General features: G+C 66.4%; 25 protein-coding genes. 9 read left to right on the top strand and 16 right to left on the bottom strand.

Features of this window, described 5'->3' with window-relative positions; genetic code table 11:
- From ABWP92_RS08200 to ABWP92_RS08250, 11 genes are all read right to left on the bottom strand, one after another.
- The coding region (locus ABWP92_RS08200; protein ID WP_353234887.1) for a hypothetical protein at window positions 1–229 on the bottom strand (229 nt) is incomplete at its 3' end.
- 58 nt (window positions 230–287) lie between these two features.
- On the bottom strand, window positions 288–947 hold the full coding sequence (locus ABWP92_RS08205; protein WP_353234888.1) for a hypothetical protein: 660 nt from the start codon (window positions 945–947) through the stop codon (window positions 288–290).
- The gene (gene gspM / locus ABWP92_RS08210; protein ID WP_353234889.1) at window positions 944–1,498 is read right to left on the bottom strand and encodes a type II secretion system protein GspM; all 555 of its coding nucleotides are present in this window, start codon (window positions 1,496–1,498) and stop codon (window positions 944–946) included. The genes ABWP92_RS08205 and gspM overlap by 4 nt, the downstream gene beginning before the upstream one ends.
- A complete protein-coding gene (locus tag ABWP92_RS08215; protein ID WP_353234890.1) occupies window positions 1,495–2,814 on the bottom strand; it encodes a PilN domain-containing protein in 1,320 nt (439 codons plus the stop codon). Before ABWP92_RS08215 ends, gspM begins: the two co-directional genes overlap by 4 nt.
- 10 nt (window positions 2,815–2,824) lie before the next feature.
- The gene (locus tag ABWP92_RS08220; RefSeq protein ID WP_353234891.1) at window positions 2,825–3,688 is read right to left on the bottom strand and encodes a type II secretion system minor pseudopilin; all 864 of its coding nucleotides are present in this window, start codon (window positions 3,686–3,688) and stop codon (window positions 2,825–2,827) included.
- Window positions 3,689–3,690: 2 nt separating this feature from the next.
- Window positions 3,691–4,425, bottom strand: a complete 735-nt coding sequence (locus tag ABWP92_RS08225) for a prepilin-type N-terminal cleavage/methylation domain-containing protein (protein ID WP_353234892.1) — start codon at window positions 4,423–4,425, stop codon at window positions 3,691–3,693.
- Between the two features lie 11 nt (window positions 4,426–4,436).
- Complete coding sequence (locus tag ABWP92_RS08230; protein ID WP_353234893.1) at window positions 4,437–4,862, bottom strand: type IV pilus modification PilV family protein; 426 nt, start codon at window positions 4,860–4,862, stop codon at window positions 4,437–4,439.
- The gene (locus ABWP92_RS08235) at window positions 4,859–5,308 is read right to left on the bottom strand and encodes a GspH/FimT family pseudopilin (RefSeq protein WP_353234894.1); all 450 of its coding nucleotides are present in this window, start codon (window positions 5,306–5,308) and stop codon (window positions 4,859–4,861) included. The genes ABWP92_RS08230 and ABWP92_RS08235 overlap by 4 nt, the downstream gene beginning before the upstream one ends.
- Before the next feature lie 38 nt (window positions 5,309–5,346).
- Window positions 5,347–5,778: a type II secretion system major pseudopilin GspG gene (gene gspG, locus ABWP92_RS08240; RefSeq protein ID WP_353234895.1), complete on the bottom strand. Its 432-nt coding sequence runs from the start codon at window positions 5,776–5,778 to the stop codon at window positions 5,347–5,349.
- A 34-nt stretch (window positions 5,779–5,812) separates the two neighbouring features.
- Complete coding sequence (locus tag ABWP92_RS08245) at window positions 5,813–7,066, bottom strand: type II secretion system F family protein (protein ID WP_353234896.1); 1,254 nt, start codon at window positions 7,064–7,066, stop codon at window positions 5,813–5,815.
- A complete protein-coding gene (locus tag ABWP92_RS08250; RefSeq protein ID WP_502907483.1) occupies window positions 7,059–8,789 on the bottom strand; it encodes a GspE/PulE family protein in 1,731 nt (576 codons plus the stop codon). Before ABWP92_RS08250 ends, ABWP92_RS08245 begins: the two co-directional genes overlap by 8 nt.
- A gap of 181 nt (window positions 8,790–8,970) precedes the next feature.
- Between ABWP92_RS08250 and ABWP92_RS08255 the strand changes: the two genes are divergently transcribed.
- Window positions 8,971–10,773, top strand: a complete 1,803-nt coding sequence (locus tag ABWP92_RS08255) for a beta-galactosidase (protein WP_353234897.1) — start codon at window positions 8,971–8,973, stop codon at window positions 10,771–10,773.
- Window positions 10,774–10,783: 10 nt separating this feature from the next.
- Here ABWP92_RS08255 and rfbC read toward each other — a convergent pair whose 3' ends face one another.
- Genes rfbC through rfbB form a run of 4 tightly spaced genes read right to left on the bottom strand, consistent with a single transcriptional unit; the run spans window position 10,784 to window position 14,281 of the window.
- Window positions 10,784–11,329 carry a dTDP-4-dehydrorhamnose 3,5-epimerase gene (rfbC, locus tag ABWP92_RS08260; protein ID WP_353234898.1) on the bottom strand — a complete coding sequence of 182 codons (546 nt, stop codon included), beginning with the start codon at window positions 11,327–11,329 and terminating at the stop codon, window positions 10,784–10,786.
- 59 nt (window positions 11,330–11,388) lie between these two features.
- A complete protein-coding gene (rfbA, locus tag ABWP92_RS08265; RefSeq protein WP_353234899.1) occupies window positions 11,389–12,279 on the bottom strand; it encodes a glucose-1-phosphate thymidylyltransferase RfbA in 891 nt (296 codons plus the stop codon).
- 38 nt (window positions 12,280–12,317) lie between these two features.
- Window positions 12,318–13,208, bottom strand: coding sequence for a dTDP-4-dehydrorhamnose reductase (gene rfbD, locus ABWP92_RS08270; RefSeq protein WP_353234900.1), 891 nt, complete (start codon window positions 13,206–13,208; stop codon window positions 12,318–12,320).
- Window positions 13,205–14,281 (bottom strand): dTDP-glucose 4,6-dehydratase, encoded by a 1,077-nt coding sequence (gene rfbB / locus ABWP92_RS08275; protein WP_353234901.1) that lies wholly within the window; start codon window positions 14,279–14,281, stop codon window positions 13,205–13,207. Before rfbB ends, rfbD begins: the two co-directional genes overlap by 4 nt.
- Before the next feature lie 175 nt (window positions 14,282–14,456).
- On the opposite strand from rfbB, the gene ABWP92_RS08280 reads away from it, so the two are divergent.
- Both ABWP92_RS08280 and ABWP92_RS08285 read left to right on the top strand, forming a co-directional pair.
- Complete coding sequence (locus ABWP92_RS08280) at window positions 14,457–14,882, top strand: phasin family protein (protein WP_353234902.1); 426 nt, start codon at window positions 14,457–14,459, stop codon at window positions 14,880–14,882.
- Between the two features lie 243 nt (window positions 14,883–15,125).
- Complete coding sequence (locus ABWP92_RS08285) at window positions 15,126–15,815, top strand: TetR/AcrR family transcriptional regulator (RefSeq protein WP_353234903.1); 690 nt, start codon at window positions 15,126–15,128, stop codon at window positions 15,813–15,815.
- A 16-nt stretch (window positions 15,816–15,831) separates the two neighbouring features.
- On the opposite strand, the gene ABWP92_RS08290 is transcribed toward ABWP92_RS08285, so the two are convergent.
- Complete coding sequence (locus ABWP92_RS08290) at window positions 15,832–16,605, bottom strand: type III pantothenate kinase (protein WP_353234904.1); 774 nt, start codon at window positions 16,603–16,605, stop codon at window positions 15,832–15,834.
- Window positions 16,606–16,784: 179 nt separating this feature from the next.
- Between ABWP92_RS08290 and lysM the strand changes: the two genes are divergently transcribed.
- From lysM to ABWP92_RS08320, 6 genes are all read left to right on the top strand, one after another.
- Window positions 16,785–17,255, top strand: a complete 471-nt coding sequence (gene lysM, locus ABWP92_RS08295) for a peptidoglycan-binding protein LysM (RefSeq protein WP_353234905.1) — start codon at window positions 16,785–16,787, stop codon at window positions 17,253–17,255.
- 210 nt (window positions 17,256–17,465) lie between these two features.
- Window positions 17,466–18,110, top strand: a complete 645-nt coding sequence (locus ABWP92_RS08300; protein WP_353234906.1) for a histidine phosphatase family protein — start codon at window positions 17,466–17,468, stop codon at window positions 18,108–18,110.
- A 389-nt stretch (window positions 18,111–18,499) separates the two neighbouring features.
- Window positions 18,500–18,703: a hypothetical protein gene (locus tag ABWP92_RS08305; protein WP_353234907.1), complete on the top strand. Its 204-nt coding sequence runs from the start codon at window positions 18,500–18,502 to the stop codon at window positions 18,701–18,703.
- 273 nt (window positions 18,704–18,976) lie between these two features.
- Window positions 18,977–19,432 carry a hypothetical protein gene (locus ABWP92_RS08310; protein ID WP_353234908.1) on the top strand — a complete coding sequence of 152 codons (456 nt, stop codon included), beginning with the start codon at window positions 18,977–18,979 and terminating at the stop codon, window positions 19,430–19,432.
- A 16-nt stretch (window positions 19,433–19,448) separates the two neighbouring features.
- Window positions 19,449–22,163, top strand: a complete 2,715-nt coding sequence (gene mgtA / locus ABWP92_RS08315) for a magnesium-translocating P-type ATPase (RefSeq protein WP_353234909.1) — start codon at window positions 19,449–19,451, stop codon at window positions 22,161–22,163.
- A gap of 28 nt (window positions 22,164–22,191) precedes the next feature.
- A complete protein-coding gene (locus tag ABWP92_RS08320) occupies window positions 22,192–22,908 on the top strand; it encodes an MgtC/SapB family protein (RefSeq protein WP_353234910.1) in 717 nt (238 codons plus the stop codon).
- Window positions 22,909–22,972 lie beyond the last annotated feature (64 nt).

Raw genomic sequence — 22,972 nt, forward strand, 5'->3', positions numbered from 1 at the left:
TGGCCTGCGTGCCGGCGGCTGCGGGCGCCTGGACCGCTGCCGCGGGGGCGGCGGAAGTGGATGCCTGAGCCGTCGCGGCTGCGGGCGTCTGCGTGGGAGTGGCGGCGGCCGAGGGCGCCGATCCCCGCCTGATCGATCTTCCGGCAGCGGGGTCCGTGGCCGTTTGAGCCTGGAGCGTTCCGGTCAGGGCGACCAGAAGACTGGAAGCGATCAGTTGGCGCGAGTTCATAAATTTCAATCCGTTCATTGGCTTACCTGTTTTGCGGGGCTGGCGTCGGGGAATCACGTCATCTCCGACGCATGGACCGCTGCCTCTGCTCGATCATTTTCTGTAGTTGTTCGCTGCGCTGCGCGGGCGAGCCCGTGGGCATGGTGGGCTCGTCGGCGCTCTTTTCCGCCGCTCCTGGAGCGCCCGGCGCGCGGGGTGCTCCGGGCGCGGGCTTGGGCGGCTGCGCGGGCTTGGCGACGACGAGCCGCAGCTTGCGCTCCTCGCCGTTCTTGTCGAAGACGGCTTCGCGGTCCTCGATGCGCTTGAGCGTCCAGCTGCCCACCTTGTCGTCGAGCGAGACGCGCTTGACCTTGCCTCCGATGCGCGCGAGCATGCCGGAGGGCGAGCCTTCCCCTCCGTACAGGCCGAACAGATGGATGTCGGCAAACGGGTCGGGCTCCCCCGCCTTGTCGTCCTTGTCCGGCGGGGGCGGTGGTGGCGGCGGGCGGCGGTTGGGCGAGAACAGCGGACGCTCGAGCGTCGCCACGAAAAGGCCGACGTCCACCTTGGAGGCCGACACGGGCAACGGGTCGGCGAACTGCAGGTCGGGCATCACCGGCTCGGGCGGTGTCCAGAGGGTGTTTCTCAAGGAGCCGTCGGGCTTGAGCCAGAGCGCAGCCAGTCCCGCGCCGAGCGCGAGGATCAGGATGGAGAGAATGCGTGTTGCGGGCTGTGTCATGCAGGTTTGCGGTGCAACACCGAGAGTTTGAGTTCAGCAGCAAGGCGCTGCGGCTTGTCCGCCGTTTGCCGGCCCGTGACCTGGATGTTGACGCCGTCCATGAGGATCACCGGCGTGAGGCTGGGCAGCACGGCCAGCGCGGCCTGCAGGTGGATCAGCTCGCCTTCGGCGCGCACCGAAAGGGAGATGCGCTCGAAGCCCTGGTCGGTCTTGGTGGGCAGCACCTGGCTGCTCACCACGGACATGCCGGCGGTGGTGAGCACCGAGCGCACGCTCTGCTGCGCGGCATTGCCCGCCTGGGTGGCGTCCATTTCGTCGGGGAAGACGAAGGTGGAGATCCGGTCGTTGACGTTTTTCAGGCCGCTGTCGAGCTGGTCGGCGCTGCGCTGGATGCCGAGCACGCGCGCAAAACGCGGCTCCACCCTGTCGAGCTGCGACTGGGCTTCGGCGGTTTTTTCGAGCAGTACCGAGCCGAGCACCATGAAGGGGATCAGCAGAACCACGATGGTCAACACCATCAAGATGATGTCCTGGCGCGAGAGCTGTTTCATCGCTTTCCTCCCGCTTGGGATTGGGTGTTGGGAGCGGGCGCTGCCGCACTGGCCGGCGCGGAGGCCGCCACGGCAGGCGCGGCAGCGGATGCTGGCGCCGAGGCGGGAGCGGCGGCCGAGGCCGCGCCTGATGCGGCCGATGCACCCGATGCGGGGGCTGCCGGGGCATTCGCGGCCGATGCGGCGCTGGAAGGCGCGAGCGCCGTGGCGACGGCCGCATCGCCTGCGGAGACGCCGAAGTCGTCCGTCAGCTGGAACTCGATCTGGAAGCTGTCCTTGACCATGCCGGGCCGCCGCGTGGTGGCCGAAAGCGGCCGCACTTCACGCACCTGCGGCAGCGAGCCCAGCTTCTGCATCAGGCCGGCTGCGTCCGCCGCGTCGCCCGCGATCATCACCTTGCGGTCCTGTAGTTGCAGGCGCTGCAGGACGGTGTCGTCCGGCAATGCGTTGGTCAGCATCTGGATGACCTGCAATGTGTCGAGGCGATGCCCGATGATGTCGGCCAGGGCCTTCACCTCGTCTTCCGCCTTGAGCAACGCGGCGCGCTTGGCCAGTTGCGGCGCGGCGCGCTGGTCCAGCATGCCGTAGGCGGCATTGGCCTGCATGACCCGTGCTCGAAGCTGCAGGTAGGGCGTCACGGCGATGGCCACGACCAGGGCGAGGGCCACCGCGGCCAGCGCGCCGACGGTGCCCCAGTAGCGGCGGGCGCTGGCGGCGCGGGCCGATTCGCCATAGCCGGGAATGAGCATCGCCATGTCGTTGCGGTCCGGCAACAGGGCCCAGACTTCGGGCGCGCGCGCCGCGCCTGACTGCTCGACGGCAGGCCCGAAGTGCTGCGCGATGCGGCTGCGCGATGCGACGACCATGTCCACCGCGACGACGTCCGCGCCGGGAGTCGCCGCCTTGGGATGGATGGCGTAGCCCCAGGCCAGATCACTGGATTGGAACGGGCTGCTGTTGGCGGCCTCGAGCGCGATGGCGCGCGACATGTGCTCGCCGTCGAGCCGGGGCATGAACAGGCGTTTGCGCAGGATCAGATGTTCGGGAACGATGACCGCCTCGAAACGGCCCCCCTGGCGCTTCGCGGACGCCTGCGGGCCAGCGGAGGAGACATGGCGGAATCCGCGGCTGGCGGGGTCGGGCTCCCACATGCCCCCGGCCTGGCCCGCATCCGGCTTCACATGAATGGCCGCCTGCGGGGCAATCCAGGACCACGACGGCGAGCTGGCGAGCTTCACCCAAGGGCTCTTGAGGTCGCGCCACAGGTTCCGCAGGTCGAGGCCGAACAGCCTCAGATCGTCACTGGCAATGGGCATGCTTCAATTTCTATGTTTTCGGGGTCGATGCCAGCTCAACTCGGGAAGCGGCGTAAAAAACCCGCCATGGTAATCCGTCTTTCATGGCGGAGCCAATCAGGTATCGGCGAATGACAATGATCGCGCCGCCATCGGGCAATGGCACGCGCGCCTGGAGTTCGACTACTTTGGAGGCGGCGCCGCTCTGGATGAAGGCGCTGTTCATGGTGCTGGTATCGGCGCCGATATTATCGCCCCCGCGTGATTGCAGGAAGGAACCCACCGCAGCCTCATTACCGCCTGCAACAATGTTGAGCACAATGGGGGGAGCCGCCTGCACGTTGACCATGCCGGTTCCGCCGGCCTCGGTCGTCAGGGCGGGAGCCACGCGGGAGTAGAGCGGATAGTCCACCCCGGGGACCAGCATCAGGTCCTCGACCGACTCGAAGCCCGGCGGCTTGCCAGAGGGGCCCGGCTGGGTGCGCAGCGCGTCGATGGCGTTGGCGAGATTGGCGGCGGCGCCCTGGTCGAGGCCGCCCGCGAACTGGAACGCCGCGGCCAGCAGGGGAACGGGCGCGCGGTTCAGGTCGATGAAGCCGTTCATCGGCGTCAGGATGACGTCGATGTTCTGCCCGGCATAGGCGACCGGCCCCTGGATGATCTTGTCCACTTGTTGCCCGGACACGATCAGTTGCTGCAAGGCAATCTGCATGGCGCCCTCTCCCACCGCCTGCGCGATGACTGATTGGCGCGCAAAGCCCGCCGTGCGCAATTCCGCGCGGACGGTGAGCATGATGCCGCCGACCAGCACGCTCAGTGCAGCCACCAGCCACAGCACGGCGATCAGGGCAAAGCCTTGCTGCGTGTCCGGGCGTCGTGATGAAGTGCGCGCCATGGCTAGCTTCCTCCGATCACGTCTTCACCGCTCATGAGGCCGCCCGGGCGGCTCACCGGCAGCGGCCACAGCGGCACCACCCATTCAAGCGGAATGCGCGCGCCGCGCTGGATTTCGATGGCCACCGTGGCGGGCACGTAGTCGGCATGGCCCCACGTGTCCTCCCATTCGCTGACCGCGTCGATGTTCTCGGGACGGTCGTTCTCGTAGTGGAAGGCAATGCCGGTCACATCGGTCATGAGCACCTGGGAGGATGCCGATCCCCAATCCGGGAAGTTGGGCTCGTCGTTCCAGGGCGCATAGCGCAGCACCAGCCCCGCGCCACGGCCCACGGGCTCCACGCCCAGATGAAAATACGAGCGGCCGCCCGCGCCGTAGCGGGCGGGCAGCACGCCCACCCATGCCACCTGGTCCGGCATTCCGCTGAACAGCACCGGCGCGCCCCCGGAGGTTTGCTGCCCGGCCCCCATGGGAAGGGTGCTCTGCAGCGAGGTCTGGCTGAGCGGCCGCGCGGAAATGCGTCCCAGCGTGCCGCGCACGAAGCGCTCGGCGACCCGGTCCTCGTCCTGCATTTCAAGACGCGCATCCACACGGTCGCTGCTCTGCCCGGCGCTGCGCATGGCGGAAACCATCGCGATCATGATGATGGACAAAAGCACCATCACGACCAGCATTTCCAGCAGCGTGAAGCCGCCCTGCGTGGCCGCTGGCCTGAGACGCCCGTAGGAGCTGGACAAGGGATTTCGCATCATCCCCCCGGCTGCCTCGGCCCGCGCTCGGGCCGCAGGGTCTGCAGCACGAGCTGCTTGGGCTCGCCGCGCTCGGACCAGCTCACCACCACCTGCACTTCGTGGAGCTTGGGCGCCGCGGGGTCGGAGCTGCCCGCCTCGAACGGCCGCGTCTGGATGCTCCAGTCCATGCCGCCCACCCCGCCGGACAGCGCCAGGCCCGCCGGCGGAACGCCGCTGACCCGGTCGAGCGCGGATTCGGCCACCGAGGTGGCCTGCTGGCGCAGGTCCAGATCGCCCACGTTGCGCACGCTGGAGCCCATGGCCCGATATAGGACGCCCAGCGAAATGGCCATGATGGCGAATGCCACCAGCAGCTCCAGCAGCGAGAAGCCGCGTGAGCCCCGGCGAGAACGGGAGAGACGGAGGCGGCGCGGAGCATTCATCGCGTGACGGGCTCCTGCTCCACCCGGCCCGAGAACCAGTCGGCGCGCACGCGCACGCCGTCGCCGGAGGCGATGCGCAGCACATCGACGCTGCCGCCGCTGGCTCCGCCGGATGGCAGGAAACGGATGGCGAAGTGGCTCCCCCTGGCTTCGCTGTCGGCGACGATGGCCCGCAGTTCGATGCCCTGCGGAATCGAGCGCGGCTTGCCGCCCTCCACGCCGTACTGCTGGTGCTCCAGATCGACCGCGAACGCCGTGTCACGGCCCGTGAGCACGGCCTGCTGGCGGGCCGAGCGCATTTCGGTGACGACGCCGCGCACCACGTCGCGGTAATCCATGGCGGTCTTCATCCTGTCGTAGGCGGACGGCGCGACCGCCATGATCAAAGCCAGGATGGCAAACACCACCATGAGTTCGATCAACGTGAATCCGCGCTCCTTTGCCACGACAGGACGATGCTCACTTGCTGGGGAACGGGCGGCGATCAGTGCGTATTGCGCACGTCCGCGTTCTCGCCCTCGCCGCCCGGCGCGCCGTCGGCGCCCAGCGACAGGATCTCGATGCCGCCGTTCGGGCCCGGGTTGGCATAGCGGAAGGCATTGCCCCATGCGTCCGTGGGAACGTCATCGCCCTTGAGGTAGGGGCCGGCCCAGCCGTTGGCGTTGCCCGGACGCTTCATGAGCGCGCCAAGGCCTTCGTCATTGGTGGGGTAGCGGCCCACGTCGAGCTTGTAGATTTCAAGCGCCTTGTCGATGTCGGCGATCTGCACCGCCGTGGACTTGGACTTGGCGCCGCCCAATTGATTGAGCACGCGGGGGCCGACCAGGCCTGCGAGCATCGTCAGGATGGCCAGCACGACCAGCAGTTCGATCAGTGTGAAGCCCGCCTGGGCTTTCTTCTTGCGAGTGTTGTTCATGGTTTCAGTCATATAAAACAAAACAAACGGTTGGTTAGGTGGCGAGGTCGTTGACGGACAGGATGCCCAGGAGAATCGATACGATGATCGAGGCGATCAGGATACCAAGCACCAGGATCAGCACCGGCTCCACCAGCGTAAGGGTGCGCTTGATGCCGACCTCCACCTCGCGGTTCAGGATATTCGCCAGCTCCAGCGTCATCGGGCCGATGCGCCCGGTTTCCTCGCCCACGCGGATCAGGTTGATCGCCAGCGGCTCGAACACGCCGGTGCCGATGGCCGCATCGGCGACCTTGCCGCCTTCCTTGACCTTGGGGGCCATGGTCTCCAGCGGCTTGCGCAGCAGGATGTTGGTGACCGTCTGCGTGGAAATGTGCAGCGCGGTGAGCAGCGGAACCCCGTTGCCGAGCAGCGTGCCGAGCGAGCGCGAGAACAGCGTCATCTCGTATTTGGCCGACAGCGTTCCGATGAGCGGCAGGCGCAGCACCACCGACTGCCACCACTGGCGGCCCACCGGGGTCTTGAACCACTTGATGATCAGCCAGATCACCACGGCGGCCGCGATGACGATCAGCCAGCCGTAGTGCTGGAACATCTTGCCGATATTCATCACCACGCGCGTGGGAGCGGGCAGCGCATCGCCCATGTCGTTGAACAGCTTCTCGAACTGCGGCACCACGAAACCCAGCATGGCCACCAGCGAGAGGACCGCCACGCTCAGCAGGATCGCCGGATAGATGGCCGCCGAGATCACGCTCTCGCGCAGCGAACGGACACGCTCCATGTGCTCCACCAGCCGCGCCAGCACGGAGGACATCTGGCCGCTGATTTCACCCGAGCGGATCATGTTCACGTAGAAGTCGTTGAACAGCTGCGGATGGTTGGACAGCGCCTTGCTGAGCGGCGTGCCGCTCTTGACCTTCTCGAGGATGTCGGCGAGCAGCGCCGTCACGCTGGGCTTGTAGCTCATGTCGATCAGCACGCGCAGCGCGTTGTCCAGCGCCAGGCCCGCCTTGAGCATGATGGCCAGCTCCGAGGTCAGCGACAGCACGTCGGCGGACGTGACCTTGCCCTTGTTCACGCCTTTTTTCCTGCCGCCGCGAAGCGCGCCCTTGGCCGCTTTCGCGCCCGACGATGCGGCGCCCGCCGTGCTGGCCTCGCGCACGTCCAGCGGCGTGAGCCCCTGTTCGCGCAGGCGCTTGAGCACTTGGGCGCTGCTGGCCGCATTGGTGCTGCCCTTGGTGACCTTGCCGTTGGCCGCAGCCGCGCTCCACTCGAAATCAGGCATCGCTCTGGTCCTGTGTCACGCGGGCGAGTTCGTCGAGACTGGTCATGCCCGCCAGCACCTTGCGCAGGCCGTCCTCGTGCAGGCTGAGCATGCCGTCGTGCGAGGCAATGGAGTTGAGCTCGCCCGCGTCCTTGCCCGCCAGGATGGCCGAGCGGATCTTCTCGTCGAGCACCAGCAGCTCGTGAATGCCGGTACGGCCCTTGAAGCCGGTCTGGCGGCAGACGCTGCAGCCGACCGGCTGATAGACCGGCGTGCCCAGTTCGCAGAAACGCGAGAGTCCCGAGGATTTCCACTCGCTCTCGGAAGGCACGTAGGGCGCCTTGCACTCCTGGCACAGCGTGCGCACCAGGCGCTGGGCCAGGATGCCGTTCACCGACGAGGTGATCAGATAGCCTTCGACGCCCATGTCCTGCAGGCGGATGATTGCGCCGGCGGCGGTGTTGGTGTGCAGCGTGGAGAGCACCAGGTGGCCGGTCAGCGCGGACTGCACCGCGATCTGCGCGGTCTCGCCGTCCCGCATTTCACCGATCATGATGATGTCCGGGTCCTGGCGGAGGATGGAGCGCAGCGCGTTGGCGAACGTCAGGTTGATCTGCGGATGCACCTGGATCTGGTTGATGCCTTCGAGCTGGTACTCCACCGGATCTTCGACGGTGATGATCTTCTGGGTGTCGGAGTCCAGCTTGGCCAGCGCCGCATACAGCGTGGTGGTCTTGCCGGAGCCCGTGGGGCCGGTCACCAGCAGAATGCCGTGCGGGCGAGCCAGCAGGCCGTTGAATTTTTCGAGCGTATCGTCGGCAAAGCCCATGTCGACCAGGCTGAAACGCACGCTTGCACGGTCCAGCACCCGCATCACGATGCTCTCGCCATGCACCGTCGGCACGGTGGAAACGCGCAGGTCCAGCTCACGCCCCTTGACCCGCGTCTTGATGCGGCCGTCCTGCGGCAGGCGGCGCTCGGCGATGTCGAGGTGGGCCAGCAGCTTCACGCGCGAACCCACAGCGGCGCTGTGCTTGGGCGGCACGATTTCAGAAGAATGGATCACGCCGTCCACCCGGTAGCGCACGTGCATGCCGTCCTCGAACGGCTCCAGGTGGATGTCGGATGCGCGCATGTCGATCACCCGGCCGACGATCGCATTGACCAGCCGGATGACGGGAGCCTCGCTCGCCAGGTCCTTGAGGTGCTCGACGAAGTCGCCCGCATCGCCTTCCATCATGCCCAGTTCGTCGCCGTCGAGCACTTCCTGCTGGGGCTGGGCGAGCGCGCGCTCGATGTCGGAGGCGTTGCCGATGAAGGGACGGATTTCCAGCCCCGTCACCATGTGCAGCGCCTTGAGCACGAACTCGTCCTGCGGCGCCGCCATGGCCACATCCATGCGGCCATCCTCGATGCGCAGCGGATAGACGTTGTGGCCGATCAGGAAGTCTGGCAGCAGGCCCTCGGCCTCCGGCATCAGCGTGGGGAATTCATCGGCGGTCACCAGCGGAACATGGAGCTGGCTGGAGAGCGCCTGCGTGATGTCCGTCTCCGAGACCACGCCCAGTTGCACCAGCACCTTGCCCAGCATGCCGCCGAGCTCGCGCTGCGCGGTGAGCGCGCGCTCCAGGTCGCGATGGTTGATCTTGCCCGCCTGCATCAGCAATTCGCCCAAGCGCAAGCGTCCGTGTGCGGGCGGATCGGCAAGGATGGGTTCGGCGCTATCGGCTGGATGTGTCATCATAAAAATGCTGGTTCCCACGCGGGGAGCTTCGAAAACAGGGCCGCTCCCCGGCGGCATAACCCTCCATCATACCGATCATGCCTTGCGCGGGTCGGGCACAGATCCGAATAAGAAAGCCATGCAGGCCGCACTGTTACCCACAGCAAGAAAAAGGGGAAATTTAGGAGCATTGGCGATATCCATGCTGCTGTCGTTGAGTTCTCCCACGGCAGGCGCCCAGATCGCGCCCGACGGGCTGGCTCCGCGCGCGCCCCTGTATGTCACCCCGCTGATTTCGGGTGTCCTGGTGTGCAACGGCGCCACCCGCCAGCCTGAACTCAAGACACTCGAAGCCATGCAGGACTGGTGCGAGACTCACCGGCAGTCCGGCGATCTCGCGGCCAGGAGCCTGCTGGACCGGCTGGAGCCCGGAGGACCGGCCGGCAAGGTCCGGCTCGGCCATACCCTGCTGATTCCCCTGCTGGAGCTGTTCGAGCGGCGCAATGGCGCGTGGGAAGTCAGCGAAGCGAAAATCAGCCGCTACCTGAACGCCATTCCCGCGATCGGGCGGCCCGTGGTTGTCTACCTGATGGGCAACCATTTCGACAGCAGCTCCGAGCTCTCCCGGGAGCTGGCCGCGGACACCGGCAACCTGCTCGCCTACAGCACGGGCGCGGCGGGCAGCAGCCGCTACATCGGCCATGGCGTGATTCCGTTCACCCTGCGAAGCGAGGAGAGCATTCCCGTCAATCGCTACCGCTTCGCCGCCTTGCGCGCCGTCAGCAAGCGCATCGCCGAAATGGACGCCAGATCGCGCGAACTGATCGTCGCCGTCACCCTGGCGGGCGAGCTGCATCAGATGTTTCCCGATTTCGAGCACGGCATGGGCGCGTTCGAGAACATCCAGGTCACCGACTACAGCGCCGGGTCGCAGCGGGAGTTCCGCCTGTGGCTGCGGCAGCGCCACGGCACGGTGCAGCGCCTGAACCGGCAACTGGGCGCGCATTTCGACTCGTTCGACGCCGTCGAGCCCCCTTCGCTCGACATCCGGAAGACGCCGTTGAAGGCGTTCTCGCAGCATTACGACGCTTTTGCCGCCGGATCGCTGCCCCTGTTCGGCTGGCTGTGGGACCCGCAGCAGCGTGTCCAGGCCCTGTCGCTCTATGTCGATGGCCGGTACGCCGGCCCCGTGGGCCGGGGCTTCGAGCGGCTGGACGTTCAGCGCGCCAAGCCCGAGGTCGCATCCTCCAGCACCGGGTTTCGCGGCGCCATCGATTTCCGGAACATGGCCCCCGGCAGGCATGCGGCGCAAATCGTCGCGGTGGCGGACGGCAAGCGCCATCTGCTGGCCGAGCGCGAGTTCGTGGTCGTTCCGCCCGACCAGTCGTCCACGGCGTCGGCCCCTGCACCGGCGCGGCTTGGCGGGCTGCCCGAGGCGAGCGGCATATCGTCGCTCCAGTTCTGGCTGGACATGCCGCGGCAGCTTCAGGACGTGTACTACAACCCGCTGGCGCGCGAGTGGGATGAATTCCGCGCGCACCAGGTGAACCAGTTGCTGACGCGCTTCTACCGTATCGCGCGCTCGCAGGGCATTCCCGCCCGGCTGCTGTATTCGCACCAGATCGCGGCCGCCGTTCACGGCACCTGGAACACGGCGCTGTTCGCCTCGGACGCCTCGATCTCGAACACCAGTCCGTGGCGCGCGGGCATCAACCTCTACGGAGCCAGCCCGGCGGCGTTCGAGCTGATCAGGAACCGGCATCTGCGGGACTATGGCGTGCCCGAGTTCAACCCCATGCAGGGCCGGAACGCCGGGGCCGCGCGCGCGGCGTTCGCCGACCACTACCGTGCCGGGGCGCGTTTCGTGAGCCCGTTCTATCTCTCCGTGGTACCGCCCCGGCTGCGCGCGGCCGATGACAGGCGCCTGTTCGACATCGCGCCGGACAACACCGCCGATGGCGCCGACGTGCTCTACGACGCCCTGGAGTGGTTCGTTCGCAAGTAGGCCGGGGGCGTCATTCGAAGACTTGCGCGTCCTTGAACGCAGCGCCCTGCGCATCCTTGGCCGACAGTTGCGGCTCGCCGCCGAAGCGCCAGTCGATGCCGATGTCGGCATCGTTCCACAGGATGCAGCGTTCGTGCTCCGGCGCGTAGTAGTCCGTGGTCTTGTAGAGAAAATCCGCCGTTTCGCTGAGCACGACAAATCCGTGGCCGAAGCCCGGCGGCACCCAGAGCTGGTGCTGGTTGTCCTCGCTCAGCTCCGCGCCCACCCACTGGCCGAACGTCGGCGAGCTTGCGCGCAGGTCCACCGCCACGTCGAACACCGCGCCGCGCGCCACCCGCACCAGCTTGCCCTGGGGCTGCCGGATCTGGTAGTGGATGCCGCGCAGCACGCCCTGGCGGCTGCGGCTGTGGTTATCCTGTACGAAGTCGTGGCGCGTGCCGGTGGCTTCGTCGAACACCTTCTGGTTGAAGCTCTCGAAGAAGAAGCCGCGCGCATCGCCGAACACCTTGGGCTCGATCAGCACGACTTCGGGAATGGCAAGGCGGGTTGCTTTCATGTTTCTCAAATTTCCAGGATGGGGCGTACGCTCGCGGCGCGCGCGAAATCAATGGATCATCAATAGATCCGGTCCCGCAGAACACGCAGCAGGTACTGCCCATAGCCGCTCTTGGTGAGCGGCTGGGCGAGGCGTTCGAGCTGCTGCGCATCGATCCACTTGTGGCGCCACGCCAGCTCTTCCGGGCAGGCGATCTTCAGGCCCTGGCGGTGCTCCAGCGTCGAGATGAACTGCCCCGCCTCCAGCAGGCTTTCGTGCGTTCCGGTGTCCAGCCACGCGTAGCCGCGCCCCATGATTTCGACGTGCAGCTCGCCCTTCTCCAGATACAGGCGGTTCAGGTCGGTGATTTCCAGCTCGCCGCGCGGCGACGGCTTCAGGCTCCCGGCCAGCTCGACGACCTGCGCATCGTAGAAATACAGGCCCGTGACCGCGTAGCTGGACTTGGGCCTGGCCGGCTTTTCCTCGATCGACAGCACGGTGCCATGGGCATCGAACTCGGCCACGCCGTAGCGCTCGGGGTCCTGCACGTGGTAGGCGAAGACGCTCGCGCCCTCGGCGCGCGCGCTCGCGCTCGCCAGCAGTTCGTGGAAGTCGTGGCCGTAGAAAATGTTGTCGCCCAGCACCAGCGCGCTCGGGCTGCCGTCCAGGAACTTCTCGCCAATCAGAAAGGCCTGCGCCAGCCCGTCGGGGCTGGGCTGCACCGCATATTGCAGGCGGATACCCCACTGGCTGCCGTCGCCGAGCAGTTGCTCGAAGCGCGGGGTGTCCTGCGGCGTGCTGATGATGAGAATGTCGCGGATGCCCGCGAGCATCAGCGTGCTCAGCGGGTAGTAGATCATGGGCTTGTCATACACCGGCAGCAGTTGCTTGCTGATGGCGAGCGTCGCGGGGTGCAGCCGCGTGCCCGAGCCTCCGGCCAGGATGATGCCCTTGCGTTGTGCGCTATTCATATCGTTTTCGCGTGGATGGGTGGGAGTCACAGTCGGGGTCACAGGATTTCAGTGAGCATGCGCCTGACGCCGTGCCGCCAATCCGGCAGCGTCAACCCGAAAGTGGACCGCAGTTTGGCGGTATCGAGGCGCGAGTTGCGCGGGCGTGTCGCCGGCGTGGGAAATGCCGTGGTGGGAACCGGCGCGATCTCGGCAGCCTTGATCGGCAGGCCGGGCTTGATCTCCCGCGCCTGGTCGATGACGAACTTCGCGTAGTCGAACCATGTCGTCATGCCGTCCGCCACGCAGTGATAGAGCCCCGCGTCCTGCGGATGCGCCCACAGATGGCGGATCGCATGCGCCGTCACGTCGGCCAACAGGTCCGCGCCGGTCGGCGCGCCGAACTGGTCGTTGATGACGGTAAGCCGGTCGCGCTCCTGCGCCAGGCGCAGCATGGTCCTGGCGAAGTTTCCGCCACGTGCCGCGAACACCCAGCTGGTCCGCAAGATGAGATGCCTGGCTCCGCTTTGGCGGATCAGCTCCTCGCCTTCCAGCTTGGTGCGGCCATAGACCGACAGCGGACCGGTAACATCGGATTCGAGCCAGGGGCGCTCGCCCGAGCCGTCAAAGACGTAGTCCGTGCTGTAGTGAACCAGCCAGGCGCCCAGCCGCGCGGCTTCCTCGGCGATGAGGCCGGGCGTCACGGCGTTCAGCGTACGCGCGAACTCCGGCTCGCTTTCCGCCTTGTCCACCGCGGTGTGCGCGGCGGCGTTCACGATGACGTCGGGACGCAGCGCGCGCACCGTCTGCGCGACGCCCTGCGGATTGGAAAAATCGCCGCAGTGCTCCGCGCTGTCGAAATCCAGCGCGGTCACCTCGCCCAGCACGCCCAGGCTGCGCTGGAGTTCCCAACCCACCTGCCCGCCCTTGCCCAGAAGAAGAATCTTCATGCCGTGGCCTGCTGCGCTTGCGCATATTGCTGCGAGATCCAGTCGCGGTAGGCGCCGGTCTGCACGGCGGACACCCATTGAGGGTTGTCCAGATACCACTGAACCGTCTTGCGGATGCCGGTTTCGAAGGTTTCCGCAGGCCGCCAGCCAAGCTCGCGCTCGAGCTTGCGCGCATCGATCGCATAGCGGCGGTCGTGGCCGGGGCGGTCCTGCACGTAGGTGATCTGCCCGCTGTAGGCCTGGCCGTCGGCGCGCGGGCGCAGTTCGTCGAGCAGCGCGCACACCAGATGGACGATCTCGATGTTCGGCTTCTCGTTCCAGCCGCCGACGTTGTAGGTCTCGCCGGGCGCGCCCGCCTCCAGAACGCGCCGGATGGCGCTGCAGTGGTCCTTGACGTAGAGCCAGTCGCGAATCTGCATGCCGTCGCCATACACCGGCAGCGGCTTGCCGGCGAGCGCATTCACGATCATCAGCGGGATCAGCTTTTCCGGGAAATGATAGGGGCCGTAATTGTTGCTGCAATTGGTGGTCAGCACCGGCATGCCGTAGGTGTGGTGCCATGCGCGCACCAGATGGTCGCTCGCGGCCTTGCTGGCGGAGTATGGACTGTTGGGCTCGTAGTTGTGATCCTCGGCGAAGGCGGGATCGTGCGGCTTGAGCGTGCCGTACACCTCGTCGGTGGAGACGTGCAGGAAACGGAACGCCCGCTTCTCGTTGTCCGGCAGCGCCATCCAATGATGGCGCGCGGCCTCCAGGAGGCGGAAGGTGCCGACCACGTTGGTCTGGATGAAGTCTTCCGGGCCATGGATGGAGCGGTCCACATGCGACTCCGCCGCGAAATTCACGATCGCGCGCGGCTTGTGCTCCGCCAGCAGGCGCCCGATGAGCGCGCCGTCGCCGATATCGCCCTGCACGAAGTGGTGGCGCGCATCTCCCTGCAGGGTTTGCAGATTCTGCAGGTTGCCGGCATAGGTGAGCTTGTCCACATTGACCACCGGCTCGTCATTGACGGCCAGCCAGTCCAGCACGAAATTGGCGCCGATAAAGCCAGCGCCGCCAGTAACCAGAATCATTGTGATGTACCCGTTTCAGCCATGGGATCAAACGGCGGATTATCCCATCCGGGAACCGTCTCGCCCTTATGGGCTCAAAATCATAGACTGGCGGTTCCTCCCCCGCCAACATGACAAGCGTCAATTTACGTACGCTCCCGTCCATGAAAGTCGAGGAACCACGAAAGGAATCCGCATGAACCGCAAGCCCCCTTCAGACGACAAGCAGTCCAACCCGTTCGAGCATATCCCGCACCTCGCCAAGGAATCCACCGAGCAGATCTGGCTGGCTGGCCTGGGCGCTTTCTCCAAGGCGCAGCAGCAGGGCAGCAAGGCGTTCAACGCGCTGGTGCAGGACGGCGTGGCGCTTCAGAAGCAGGCACAGTCCATGGCGCAGGAGCAGTTCCAGCAGGCCAGCGAGCAGATCAGCCAGTTGGCCAGCAAGATGAATGCGCGCGCCGCCGAGCCGCTGGACAAGCTGGAGTCGCTCTTCGAGCAGCGCGTGGCCAAGGCCATGCAGCGCCTTGGCCTGCCCACGCGCCAGGAGATGCAGGCATTGCGCGAGCAGGTGGATGCGCTGACGCACGAGGTAGAGCGCCTGCGCGAGCACGGCAAGGAATGAGAGCCGCTAACCCAACCCTCGATACGTCGTTGCTTCGCCTTGTCGTACGCTTGTACTGCGGCTTCGCGCCTCGTCTCGATCGCAAACCTTCGGTTTGCTGGGTCGTGCAGCCCTAACCAGGCGAGCCTGGGGCGGGGGTCGCCGACCCGGCCCTCATTGCTTACCCGCTGGGCATATCGCGCGGGACAGGTTAGAGTCATCACCCGACACGCCACAAAAGCCAAGCGAGCCGAGGAGACAGCCATGGCGACCCGAAAAGCACCACGCCGCACGGCCGAGCGCATTCTCGTGAGCAGTCTTGCGCTCTTCAACCGGTTTGGCGAGCCGGGAGTATCGACCAATGCGATCGCGGCCGATCTGGGCATCAGCCCCGGCAATCTCTACTATCACTATCCCGCCAAGGACGATCTGGTCAACGCGCTGTTCCTGCAGTATGAGCAGGCCCTGCTCCCCGTGCTCGACGCCGCGGATGCCGTCACCAACGTGGAAGACGCCTGGTTCTATCTGCACTCGCTGTTCGAGGCCAACTGGCAATACCGCTTCGTCTTCCGCAACCTCAATGAATTGCTCTCACGCAACCGCCGCCTGGAAGAGCGCGCCCGCGGCCTGATGGCTGCGCTGACCCAGGGCATGAACACCCTGCTGGCGACCATGCAGCGCCACGATTCGCTGACCGCGCCGCCGCTGGGATGGGATACGGTCAGCACCAGCATGGTGGTGATGCTGGTCTACTGGCTGAGCTATGAATACGTGCTGGATCCGCGCAAGGCGCTCGAAGAGGACAACGCCGAGAGCGCCGCCTTGCGCAGCGCCTCACATGTGCTGGGCCTGCTGGCCCCCTATGCCGCGGCAGGCCAGCAGGCGCATCTGAGACGCCTGATCGACGCCTATGGCCCGGCGGGGCCGCTGGCGGCGGCCGCGGGCGTGGCATAGCGCCCGGGCGCCGGAGTCAAAGCGCAACCGCCGCGCGGCTCGCCGCGATTTCCAGCAGGCCTTCGAAAATCAACTGTTCGACCAGTTCGAATGGACGCGTCATGCTCGGCGCCATCTTCCAGCCGGCGCCGCCGGTCATGATGCAGGCCGGTTCGGTGCCGCAGTGTTTCTTGAGGTGCTGGTACATGCACTCCACCGCCCCGGCGATGGCGTAAGTGCCGCCGCTGGTCAGCGCATCGCTGGTGTTGGAGGGAAATGGCCGCACCTCGCCGGTCGGCACGTGCAGGCCGGCGGTGCCCGTTTCAAGGGCGCGCAGCATGATGCCGTGCCCCGGCAGGATCAGCCCGCCGAGAAAACGGCCGTCCGTGTCGATGGCCTCCACCGTCACGGCAGTGCCCACCATCACCAGCACCAACGGGCGCGCAGGCCCCTGCGCCAGCATGCGGTGGCGCGCGCCGATCATCGCCACCCAGCGGTCCGCGCCCAGGCGCGAGGGATGGTCGTAGCCGTTGGTGAGCCCGGCCTCGTGCAAGGACGGCACGACCCATTGCGGCGTCACGTCCCACAGCTCCATCTGCTCGGCGACGCGGCGCTTGGCCGCATCGCCAGCCACGACGCAGCCCAGCATGCGGTCGGGCGCGGGCAGGGACGCCCACGGCCCTTCCGCAAGACGCTCGATGTGGTCCAGGAATTCAGCGCCATGCGCCAGCAGGTTGGCGCCAGGCCGGGGAGCATCGAACAACGCCCACTTGAGGCGCGTGTTGCCTACGTCGATCGCCAGAAAAGTCATGCCCGCGATTATCCAGAGTTTTCGAGAATTAACACTTGCTTGCTGAAACCACGGTGCAGAATGTGGCGTTTGCCGGATCGCACGCAAGGCACCGTGGGTAAATCTCTGACATTGACTGTCATGAAATACCACTTATAGTGGCAAGCCGCTCCATTTCCCCAACCTTAGGAGATCAAAGCATGGGATTGTTTAGTTTCATCAAAGAAGCAGGTGAGAAGCTCTTCGGCGGTTCGTCCGCCCAGGCAGCCGCCCCGGCCGAGGACTTGAACGCCAAGGCCGCATCCGCCATCGAAACCTACATCGGCGCTCAGAATCTCGGCGTCTCCGACGTCAAGGTGCAGTTCGACGGCGCCACCGGCGCGGTGAAGGTCGCAGGCACGGCCCCGACGCAAGCAGTCAAGGAAAAAGTGACCCTGTGCTGCGGCAACGTCGCCAGCGTGCAGTCCGTCGACAACCAGATGACCGTGACCAATCCGGAGCCCGAAGCGCAATACCACGACGTGGTGCGCGGCGACACGCTGTCGGCCATCGCCAAGAAATACTATGGCGACGCCAACAAGTACCCCGTCATCTTCGAGGCCAACAAGCCCATGCTGAGCCACCCGGACAAGATCTATCCCGGCCAGAAGCTGCGCATCCCCCCGCTGTGATGCGCCCGGCGCCACGCCCGCGTGGCGCCCTGCCCTCACCGCCGCAAAAGCCAGACCGCCGCGAGGCGCCGTCTGGCTTTTGCATTGTCGGCATGGGATTTCCCGTTGCCTTGCGCCTTCCCATGGCGATTACGTGAAAATGGCGGACAGCGGCCTTTGCCGGCCTTCCGCCTTTTGCTCCCGTCGCCCGGGCAACAGCCAGACAAGCACATGCACCTCACCCGCATCATCGCCATCCGCCACGGAGAAACCGCCTGGAACGTGGATACCCGCATACAGGGACACCTGGACATCCCGCTCAACGATGTGGGCCTGTGGCAGGCGCAGCAGGCGGCCAAGGCGCTCGCGGGCGAAGATATCCAGGCCATCTACAGCAGCGATCTGGCGCGCGCGTTCGCCACGGCGCAGGCGGTGGCCGAAACGACCGGCGCAACGCTCACGCCCTGCAGGCAGTTGCGGGAACGCAGCTTTGGAGACTTCCAGGGCCGCACCTTCGCGCAGATCGAAGCGGAGTCTCCCGAAGACGCCCTGCGCTGGCGCAAGCGCGATCCCGACTTCGTGCCCGCGGGCGGCGGTGAATCGCTGGCCATGCTGCGCGAGCGCATCGACACCACCGTCAACGAACTGGCCGCCCGGCATCCCGGCGAGCAGATCGTGCTGGTGGCGCACGGCGGCGTCATGGATGTGCTCTACCGCCTCGCCACAAGACTCGACCTGCAGGCGCCACGCACCTGGCAGCTCACCAATGCGGCGATCAACCGGCTGCTCTGGACGCCCGACAGCGGCCTGTCGCTCGTGGGCTGGGCCGATACCGGGCACCTGGGCCAGCAAAGCCGCGATGAAATCCATTCCTGACATTGCACGGCGCGCCGCATACCCCCACACCCGGATCCGTTCGATTTGACGCTTTATAGGCAAAAAGCGATAATCAAGGGATTGCAATTTCAGGAGTCCCCACGTGGACAGTGCCAGTTCAACCAGTGATTTATCGCTCGCCGCAATGGCAGCGTTGCTGGCCGGCTGACAGACTCCCATTCGAACGGGAGCCGTCTCCGGCGTCAGTCCCGTTCGATGCATTGCGGCGCGCAGCGCGCGGCCAGGCGATTCAGCTCATGCGTGCTCCATGCCGGAGCCGATGAGCCTGCCGCGCCCGATCCCATCACTGTAAAGCTCCCGAGCCGGCTGCGGCCCGGAGTTTTTTGACGCGTACCGCTACGTGGCTTTTCTCACCCCAGGAGAACGCCATGAAGATCCCGTTCCTTCGCCCCGCCCGCATGCAGCGCACCCACGCCCCGGCGATGCACGCCGGTGCCGCGGCCGCCGCCCGCCAGACCGATGGCGCGGCGCATTCACCGCTCGAGCAACTGCGCGAGCTGGACACGCAAACCTGCTGGCCCACGCACCGCATCCGCAATTTCCTGGCCACGCAGGGGCGCGGCGCGCGCTGATCGCCGTGCGTGCGGCCTGCCGCCGCTTCCACCCATTCTTCCACCCACTCACCCCAGCAAAGGAGCCAAGCCATGGACCCCGACCCGTCCCGATCTAGCAACGCCGGCACGGCTCCATCACGAGCCGTGCCGGCGGGCACGGCCGGCAAGCGCCGCCGCGCCATGGAATCTTTCGTCTTGAACCCGCCGGGCCGGGCAAGAGGAGCACGCGTGCGCATGGCTTGAACCTGGGCGCGGCTCCTCTCGCGCCGACCCCCAAAGAAGGAGCCGCCCATGCAACGCATCCACGACACACTGCGCCTGTCCACGCCGGCACAGGCCCATCGCACAGAAGACCACCGCCCCGCCCTGATCCGCAATGGCGCACGGGCCACGGCCTCCCCGCGCGCCGACCGCGTGTCCACCATGCGCGAGCGCGCCGTGCTCGCGACGCTCGACAACGAACGCCCCGACCTGCTGCAGCAACTGCACTCGCACCTGGGCAGCCGCACGCTCGCGCGCACGCTGTCGAACATCGACGCCGCACGCCAGGTGAAGGCCCTGCAACTGCTGCCGACCGGCGCTCGCGCCGCGGTCTACCGGGAGCTGAGCACGGCGCAGCGCGCCCTCTGGCACCAGGCCTGCAGGGCCGAAGCGCAGCGGCATGCGCCCTGGCGCAACCGACTGGCCGGGCAATTGCGCGCAGGCTGGCAGCGGCTGTTCGGGCACGACGGGAAGTCCGCCGCATGAGGATGGGGAGCGAGCCATGCAAGTTCTTCGCAACCTCTTTCGCGCCTTCCTGCGCAGCCGCCGCGCGGGCGGCCTTTTCGGGCGCCGCCGCCTTCCCACCGGAGCCGATCCCGCATCATCGCGCAGCGTTCCCGCCGAACTGACGCGCCGTCTCATGCACGCCGCGCTGAGCGATGCCGACGCGGTGCTGGAGTCACTGCGATCCGGCCCCGGCGGCCTGAGCCAGCCAGAGGCCGCGGCGCGCCTTGCGGCCATCGGCCCCAATGAAATCGAACACGAGAAGCCGCTGCCCTGGTGGCTGCATCTGTGGCAGTGCTACAAGAATCCGTTCAACCTGCTGCTGACCGTGCTCGCCATCGTCTCGTACCTCACCGAAGACCACAAGGCGACCATCGTCATCGGCAGCATGGTGGCGCTCTCCACCGCGCTGAGGTTCGCGCAGGAAGGCCGCTCCAGCCGCGCCGCCGCACGGCTGCAGGCCATGGTGAGCAATCGGGCCACGGTGCTGCGCCGCATCGACGAAACGGGCAGCCGCGCCCCCGCGCGGGAAATTGCGCTGCGCGAGCTGGTTCCCGGCGATGTCGTCATGCTGTCCGCGGGCGACATGGTTCCCTGCGACTGCCGCGTGCTCTGCGCAAAGGACCTGTTCATCAGCCAGGCCGCGATGACCGGCGAGTCGCTGCCGGTGGAAAAGATGTCCTGCCAGGTCACGGGCATCACGGCGGGCAGCGTGCTGGAGGCGGCCAATCTGCTGTTCATGGGCACCAACGTGGTGTCGGGCTCCGCACGGGCCGTCGTCATCGCCACCGGAAACAGCACATGCTTTGGTGCGATCACCACGCGCGTCACGGCCACCGACCGCGCGCCCACCGCTTTCGAGAGTGATGTGAACAGCGTGAGCTGGCTGCTGATCCGCTTCGCCGCCGTCATGGTTCCGCTGGTTCTTCTGATCAACGGATTCACCAAGGGCGACTGGCTGCAGGCATTCCTGTTCGCGCTCTCGGTCGCCGTCGGCCTCACGCCAGAGATGCTGCCGATGATCGTCACCTCCACGCTCGCCAAGGGCGCCGTCGCCCTGTCCCGCAAGAAGGTGGTCGTCAAGCGGCTCGATGCCATCCAGAATTTTGGTGCGATGGATGTGCTGTGCACCGACAAGACCGGCACGCTCACGCAGGACCGGATCGCGCTGGAGCGCCACACCGACGTGATGGGCCATCCAAGCGACGAAGTGCTGCGATTCGCCTATCTCAACAGCTACTGGCAAACGGGCCTGAAGAACCTGCTGGACCGCGCGGTGCTTGAACATGCGGAACTCACCGAGTCCATGCGCGTGGTGGAGGACTACCGCAAGGTCGACGAGATTCCATTCGATTTCCAGCGCCGCCGCATGTCGGTGGTGGTGGCCAGGCGCGGCCGCCACCACGAGCTCATCTGCAAGGGCGCCCTGGAAGAAATCCTGCAATGCTGCACCCGGATGCGCGACCGCCAGGCCGTGCTTGCGCTCACGCCCGAGCGCACGGCGCAGGTGCTCGAGATCACGCGGCGACTCAACAGCGAAGGACTTCGCGTGGTTGCGGTTGCCATGAAGGAAGTGCCGCCCGGCAAGACCAGCTACGGCGTTGCCGACGAGTCCGGGCTCACGCTGATCGGCTACGTCGCGTTTCTCGACCCTCCAAAGCAGTCCGCCAGCGCCGCCATTGCCGCGCTGCGCAGCCACGGCGTTGCCGTGAAGGTGCTCACCGGCGACAGCGAACTGGTGGCCCGCAAGGTATGCCGCGACGTGGGATTGGAGACAGGCGGCGTGCTGCTCGGCAGCGACGTCGAGGCCATGGACGACGCCGCCCTGCGCGATGCCGCGCTGCGCTACACCCTGTTCGCCAAGCTCGCGCCGCTGCACAAGGAACGCATCGTGCGCGCGCTGCGCGCCAGCGGGCACATCACCGGCTTCATGGGCGACGGCATCAACGACGCTGCGGCGCTGCGGGCCGCCGACATCGGCATCAGCGTCGACAGCGCCGTGGACATCGCGCGCGAAGCAGCCGACATCATCCTGCTGGAGAAAAGCCTGATGGTGCTGGAACAGGGCGTGATCGAAGGCCGCCGCACCTTCAGCAACATGCTCAAGTACATCCGCATGACCGCGAGCTCCAACTTCGGCAACGTGTTCTCGGTGCTCGTCGCCTCGGCCTTCATTCCTTTCCTGCCGATGCTGCCCCTGCAACTGCTGGTGCAGAACCTGCTGTACGACATCTCACAGATCGCCATTCCCTTCGACAACGTGGACGAGGAACTCCTCAAACAGCCGCTGCGCTGGAATCCGCCGGACATTGCCCGGTTCATGGTGTTCTTCGGGCCGGTCAGCTCGTTGTTCGACGTGATCACGTTCCTGCTGATGTGGTTCGTCTTTCATGCCGACACCCCCGAACGGCAAACGCTGTTCCAGTCCGGCTGGTTTGTCGTGGGCCTGCTCACGCAGACGCTGATCGTGCACATGATCCGCACTCCAGGGGTGCCGTTCATCCAGAGCCGCGCATCATGGCCGTTGATGCTCATGACCGCCGCCGTGATGGCCGTGGCCCTGTTCCTGCCCATGGGGCCGCTGGCGAGCTACGTCGGCATGCAGCCGCTGCCTGCCGCGTATTTCCCCTGGCTGGCTGTCATATTGCTTTGCTACGCTCTCATGACGACGTGGCTCAAGCGCGTCTATATTCGACGCTACGGATGGCAATGAACCGCCCAACCCATTCAAAGAAGCAACAATGCAAGCACTGCACAACATCAACCCGCAGGCGGCGTTCAACACATTCGTCAGCCTGTTCTTCGCGTTCGCCCTGGGCAGCATCATCGGACTGGAGCGCCAGATCCGCCAGCGCACGGCGGGCCTGCGCACCAACGCCCTCGTCGCCGTGGGCGCTGCGGTGTTCGTCGACCTGGCACTGCGCATCAACGGCGCCGATGGCGCAACGCGCGTGATCTCCTACGTCGTCTCGGGCGTGGGCTTTCTCGGCGCGGGCGCGATCATGAAGGAAGGCGCCAACATCACCGGCCTGAACACCGCCGCCACGCTCTGGGGTTCGGCCGCCGTCGGCGCGTGCGCGGGCGCCAGCATGATCGTCGAGGCCGGCATGGCGACGCTGTTTGTGCTGGCCAGCAACACGCTGCTGCGCCCCGTGGTCAACCGCATCAACCGGCGTCCGGTGAACGAGGGCGCGGCCGAAGCCACGTACTACGTCTATGCCATCTGCAGCAACAGCGTTCAGGCGGCGGTGCGCGAGAGAATGCTGGACCTGCTGGATGCCGCGCAATACCCCGCGCGTTCGGTCGAGAAGCACCCGTTCGGCCCATCCGACACGGAAATCGAAGTGGTGCTGCACGCCAACGCGGTGGTCGCCGATGAGCTCGACCAGGTCGTCGCGCAGATCGAATCCCTGCCCGGCGTGCTGCAGTCGTTCTGGAATCCGAGCACCGAAGAGTAGCCATGCATGCGCGGCGGGCGCGAGCCGCCCGGCCGTGCCGACGCCCTCGGACCGGCCAGAACGC

The organism is Diaphorobacter ruginosibacter, from assembly GCF_040396215.1.
GTDB lineage: Bacteria > Pseudomonadota > Gammaproteobacteria > Burkholderiales > Burkholderiaceae_C > Diaphorobacter_A > Diaphorobacter_A ruginosibacter_A.

Bases quoted from the DNA above. Each gene is read 5' to 3' on its own strand.
- rfbA (WP_353234899.1), bottom strand. From the start codon at position 12,279: ATGAATAGCGCACAACGCAAGGGCATCATCCTGGCCGGAGGCTCGGGC.
- gspM (WP_353234889.1), bottom strand. From the start codon at position 1,498: ATGAAACAGCTCTCGCGCCAGGACATCATCTTGATGGTGTTGACCATC.
- ABWP92_RS08230 (WP_353234893.1), bottom strand. From the start codon at position 4,862: ATGAATGCTCCGCGCCGCCTCCGTCTCTCCCGTTCTCGCCGGGGCTCA.
- ABWP92_RS08300 (WP_353234906.1), top strand. From the start codon at position 17,466: ATGCACCTCACCCGCATCATCGCCATCCGCCACGGAGAAACCGCCTGG.
- rfbB (WP_353234901.1), bottom strand. From the start codon at position 14,281: ATGATTCTGGTTACTGGCGGCGCTGGCTTTATCGGCGCCAATTTCGTG.
- ABWP92_RS08280 (WP_353234902.1), top strand. From the start codon at position 14,457: ATGAACCGCAAGCCCCCTTCAGACGACAAGCAGTCCAACCCGTTCGAG.
- mgtA (WP_353234909.1), top strand. From the start codon at position 19,449: ATGCAAGTTCTTCGCAACCTCTTTCGCGCCTTCCTGCGCAGCCGCCGC.
- ABWP92_RS08290 (WP_353234904.1), bottom strand. From the start codon at position 16,605: ATGACTTTTCTGGCGATCGACGTAGGCAACACGCGCCTCAAGTGGGCG.
- ABWP92_RS08205 (WP_353234888.1), bottom strand. From the start codon at position 947: ATGACACAGCCCGCAACACGCATTCTCTCCATCCTGATCCTCGCGCTC.
- rfbD (WP_353234900.1), bottom strand. From the start codon at position 13,208: ATGAAGATTCTTCTTCTGGGCAAGGGCGGGCAGGTGGGTTGGGAACTC.
- rfbC (WP_353234898.1), bottom strand. From the start codon at position 11,329: ATGAAAGCAACCCGCCTTGCCATTCCCGAAGTCGTGCTGATCGAGCCC.
- ABWP92_RS08305 (WP_353234907.1), top strand. From the start codon at position 18,500: ATGAAGATCCCGTTCCTTCGCCCCGCCCGCATGCAGCGCACCCACGCC.
- lysM (WP_353234905.1), top strand. From the start codon at position 16,785: ATGGGATTGTTTAGTTTCATCAAAGAAGCAGGTGAGAAGCTCTTCGGC.
- ABWP92_RS08250 (WP_502907483.1), bottom strand. From the start codon at position 8,789: ATGATGACACATCCAGCCGATAGCGCCGAACCCATCCTTGCCGATCCG.
- ABWP92_RS08255 (WP_353234897.1), top strand. From the start codon at position 8,971: ATGCTGCTGTCGTTGAGTTCTCCCACGGCAGGCGCCCAGATCGCGCCC.
- ABWP92_RS08220 (WP_353234891.1), bottom strand. From the start codon at position 3,688: ATGGCGCGCACTTCATCACGACGCCCGGACACGCAGCAAGGCTTTGCC.
- gspG (WP_353234895.1), bottom strand. From the start codon at position 5,778: ATGAACAACACTCGCAAGAAGAAAGCCCAGGCGGGCTTCACACTGATC.
- ABWP92_RS08245 (WP_353234896.1), bottom strand. From the start codon at position 7,066: ATGCCTGATTTCGAGTGGAGCGCGGCTGCGGCCAACGGCAAGGTCACC.
- ABWP92_RS08215 (WP_353234890.1), bottom strand. From the start codon at position 2,814: ATGCCCATTGCCAGTGACGATCTGAGGCTGTTCGGCCTCGACCTGCGG.
- ABWP92_RS08320 (WP_353234910.1), top strand. From the start codon at position 22,192: ATGCAAGCACTGCACAACATCAACCCGCAGGCGGCGTTCAACACATTC.
- ABWP92_RS08285 (WP_353234903.1), top strand. From the start codon at position 15,126: ATGGCGACCCGAAAAGCACCACGCCGCACGGCCGAGCGCATTCTCGTG.
- ABWP92_RS08310 (WP_353234908.1), top strand. From the start codon at position 18,977: ATGCAACGCATCCACGACACACTGCGCCTGTCCACGCCGGCACAGGCC.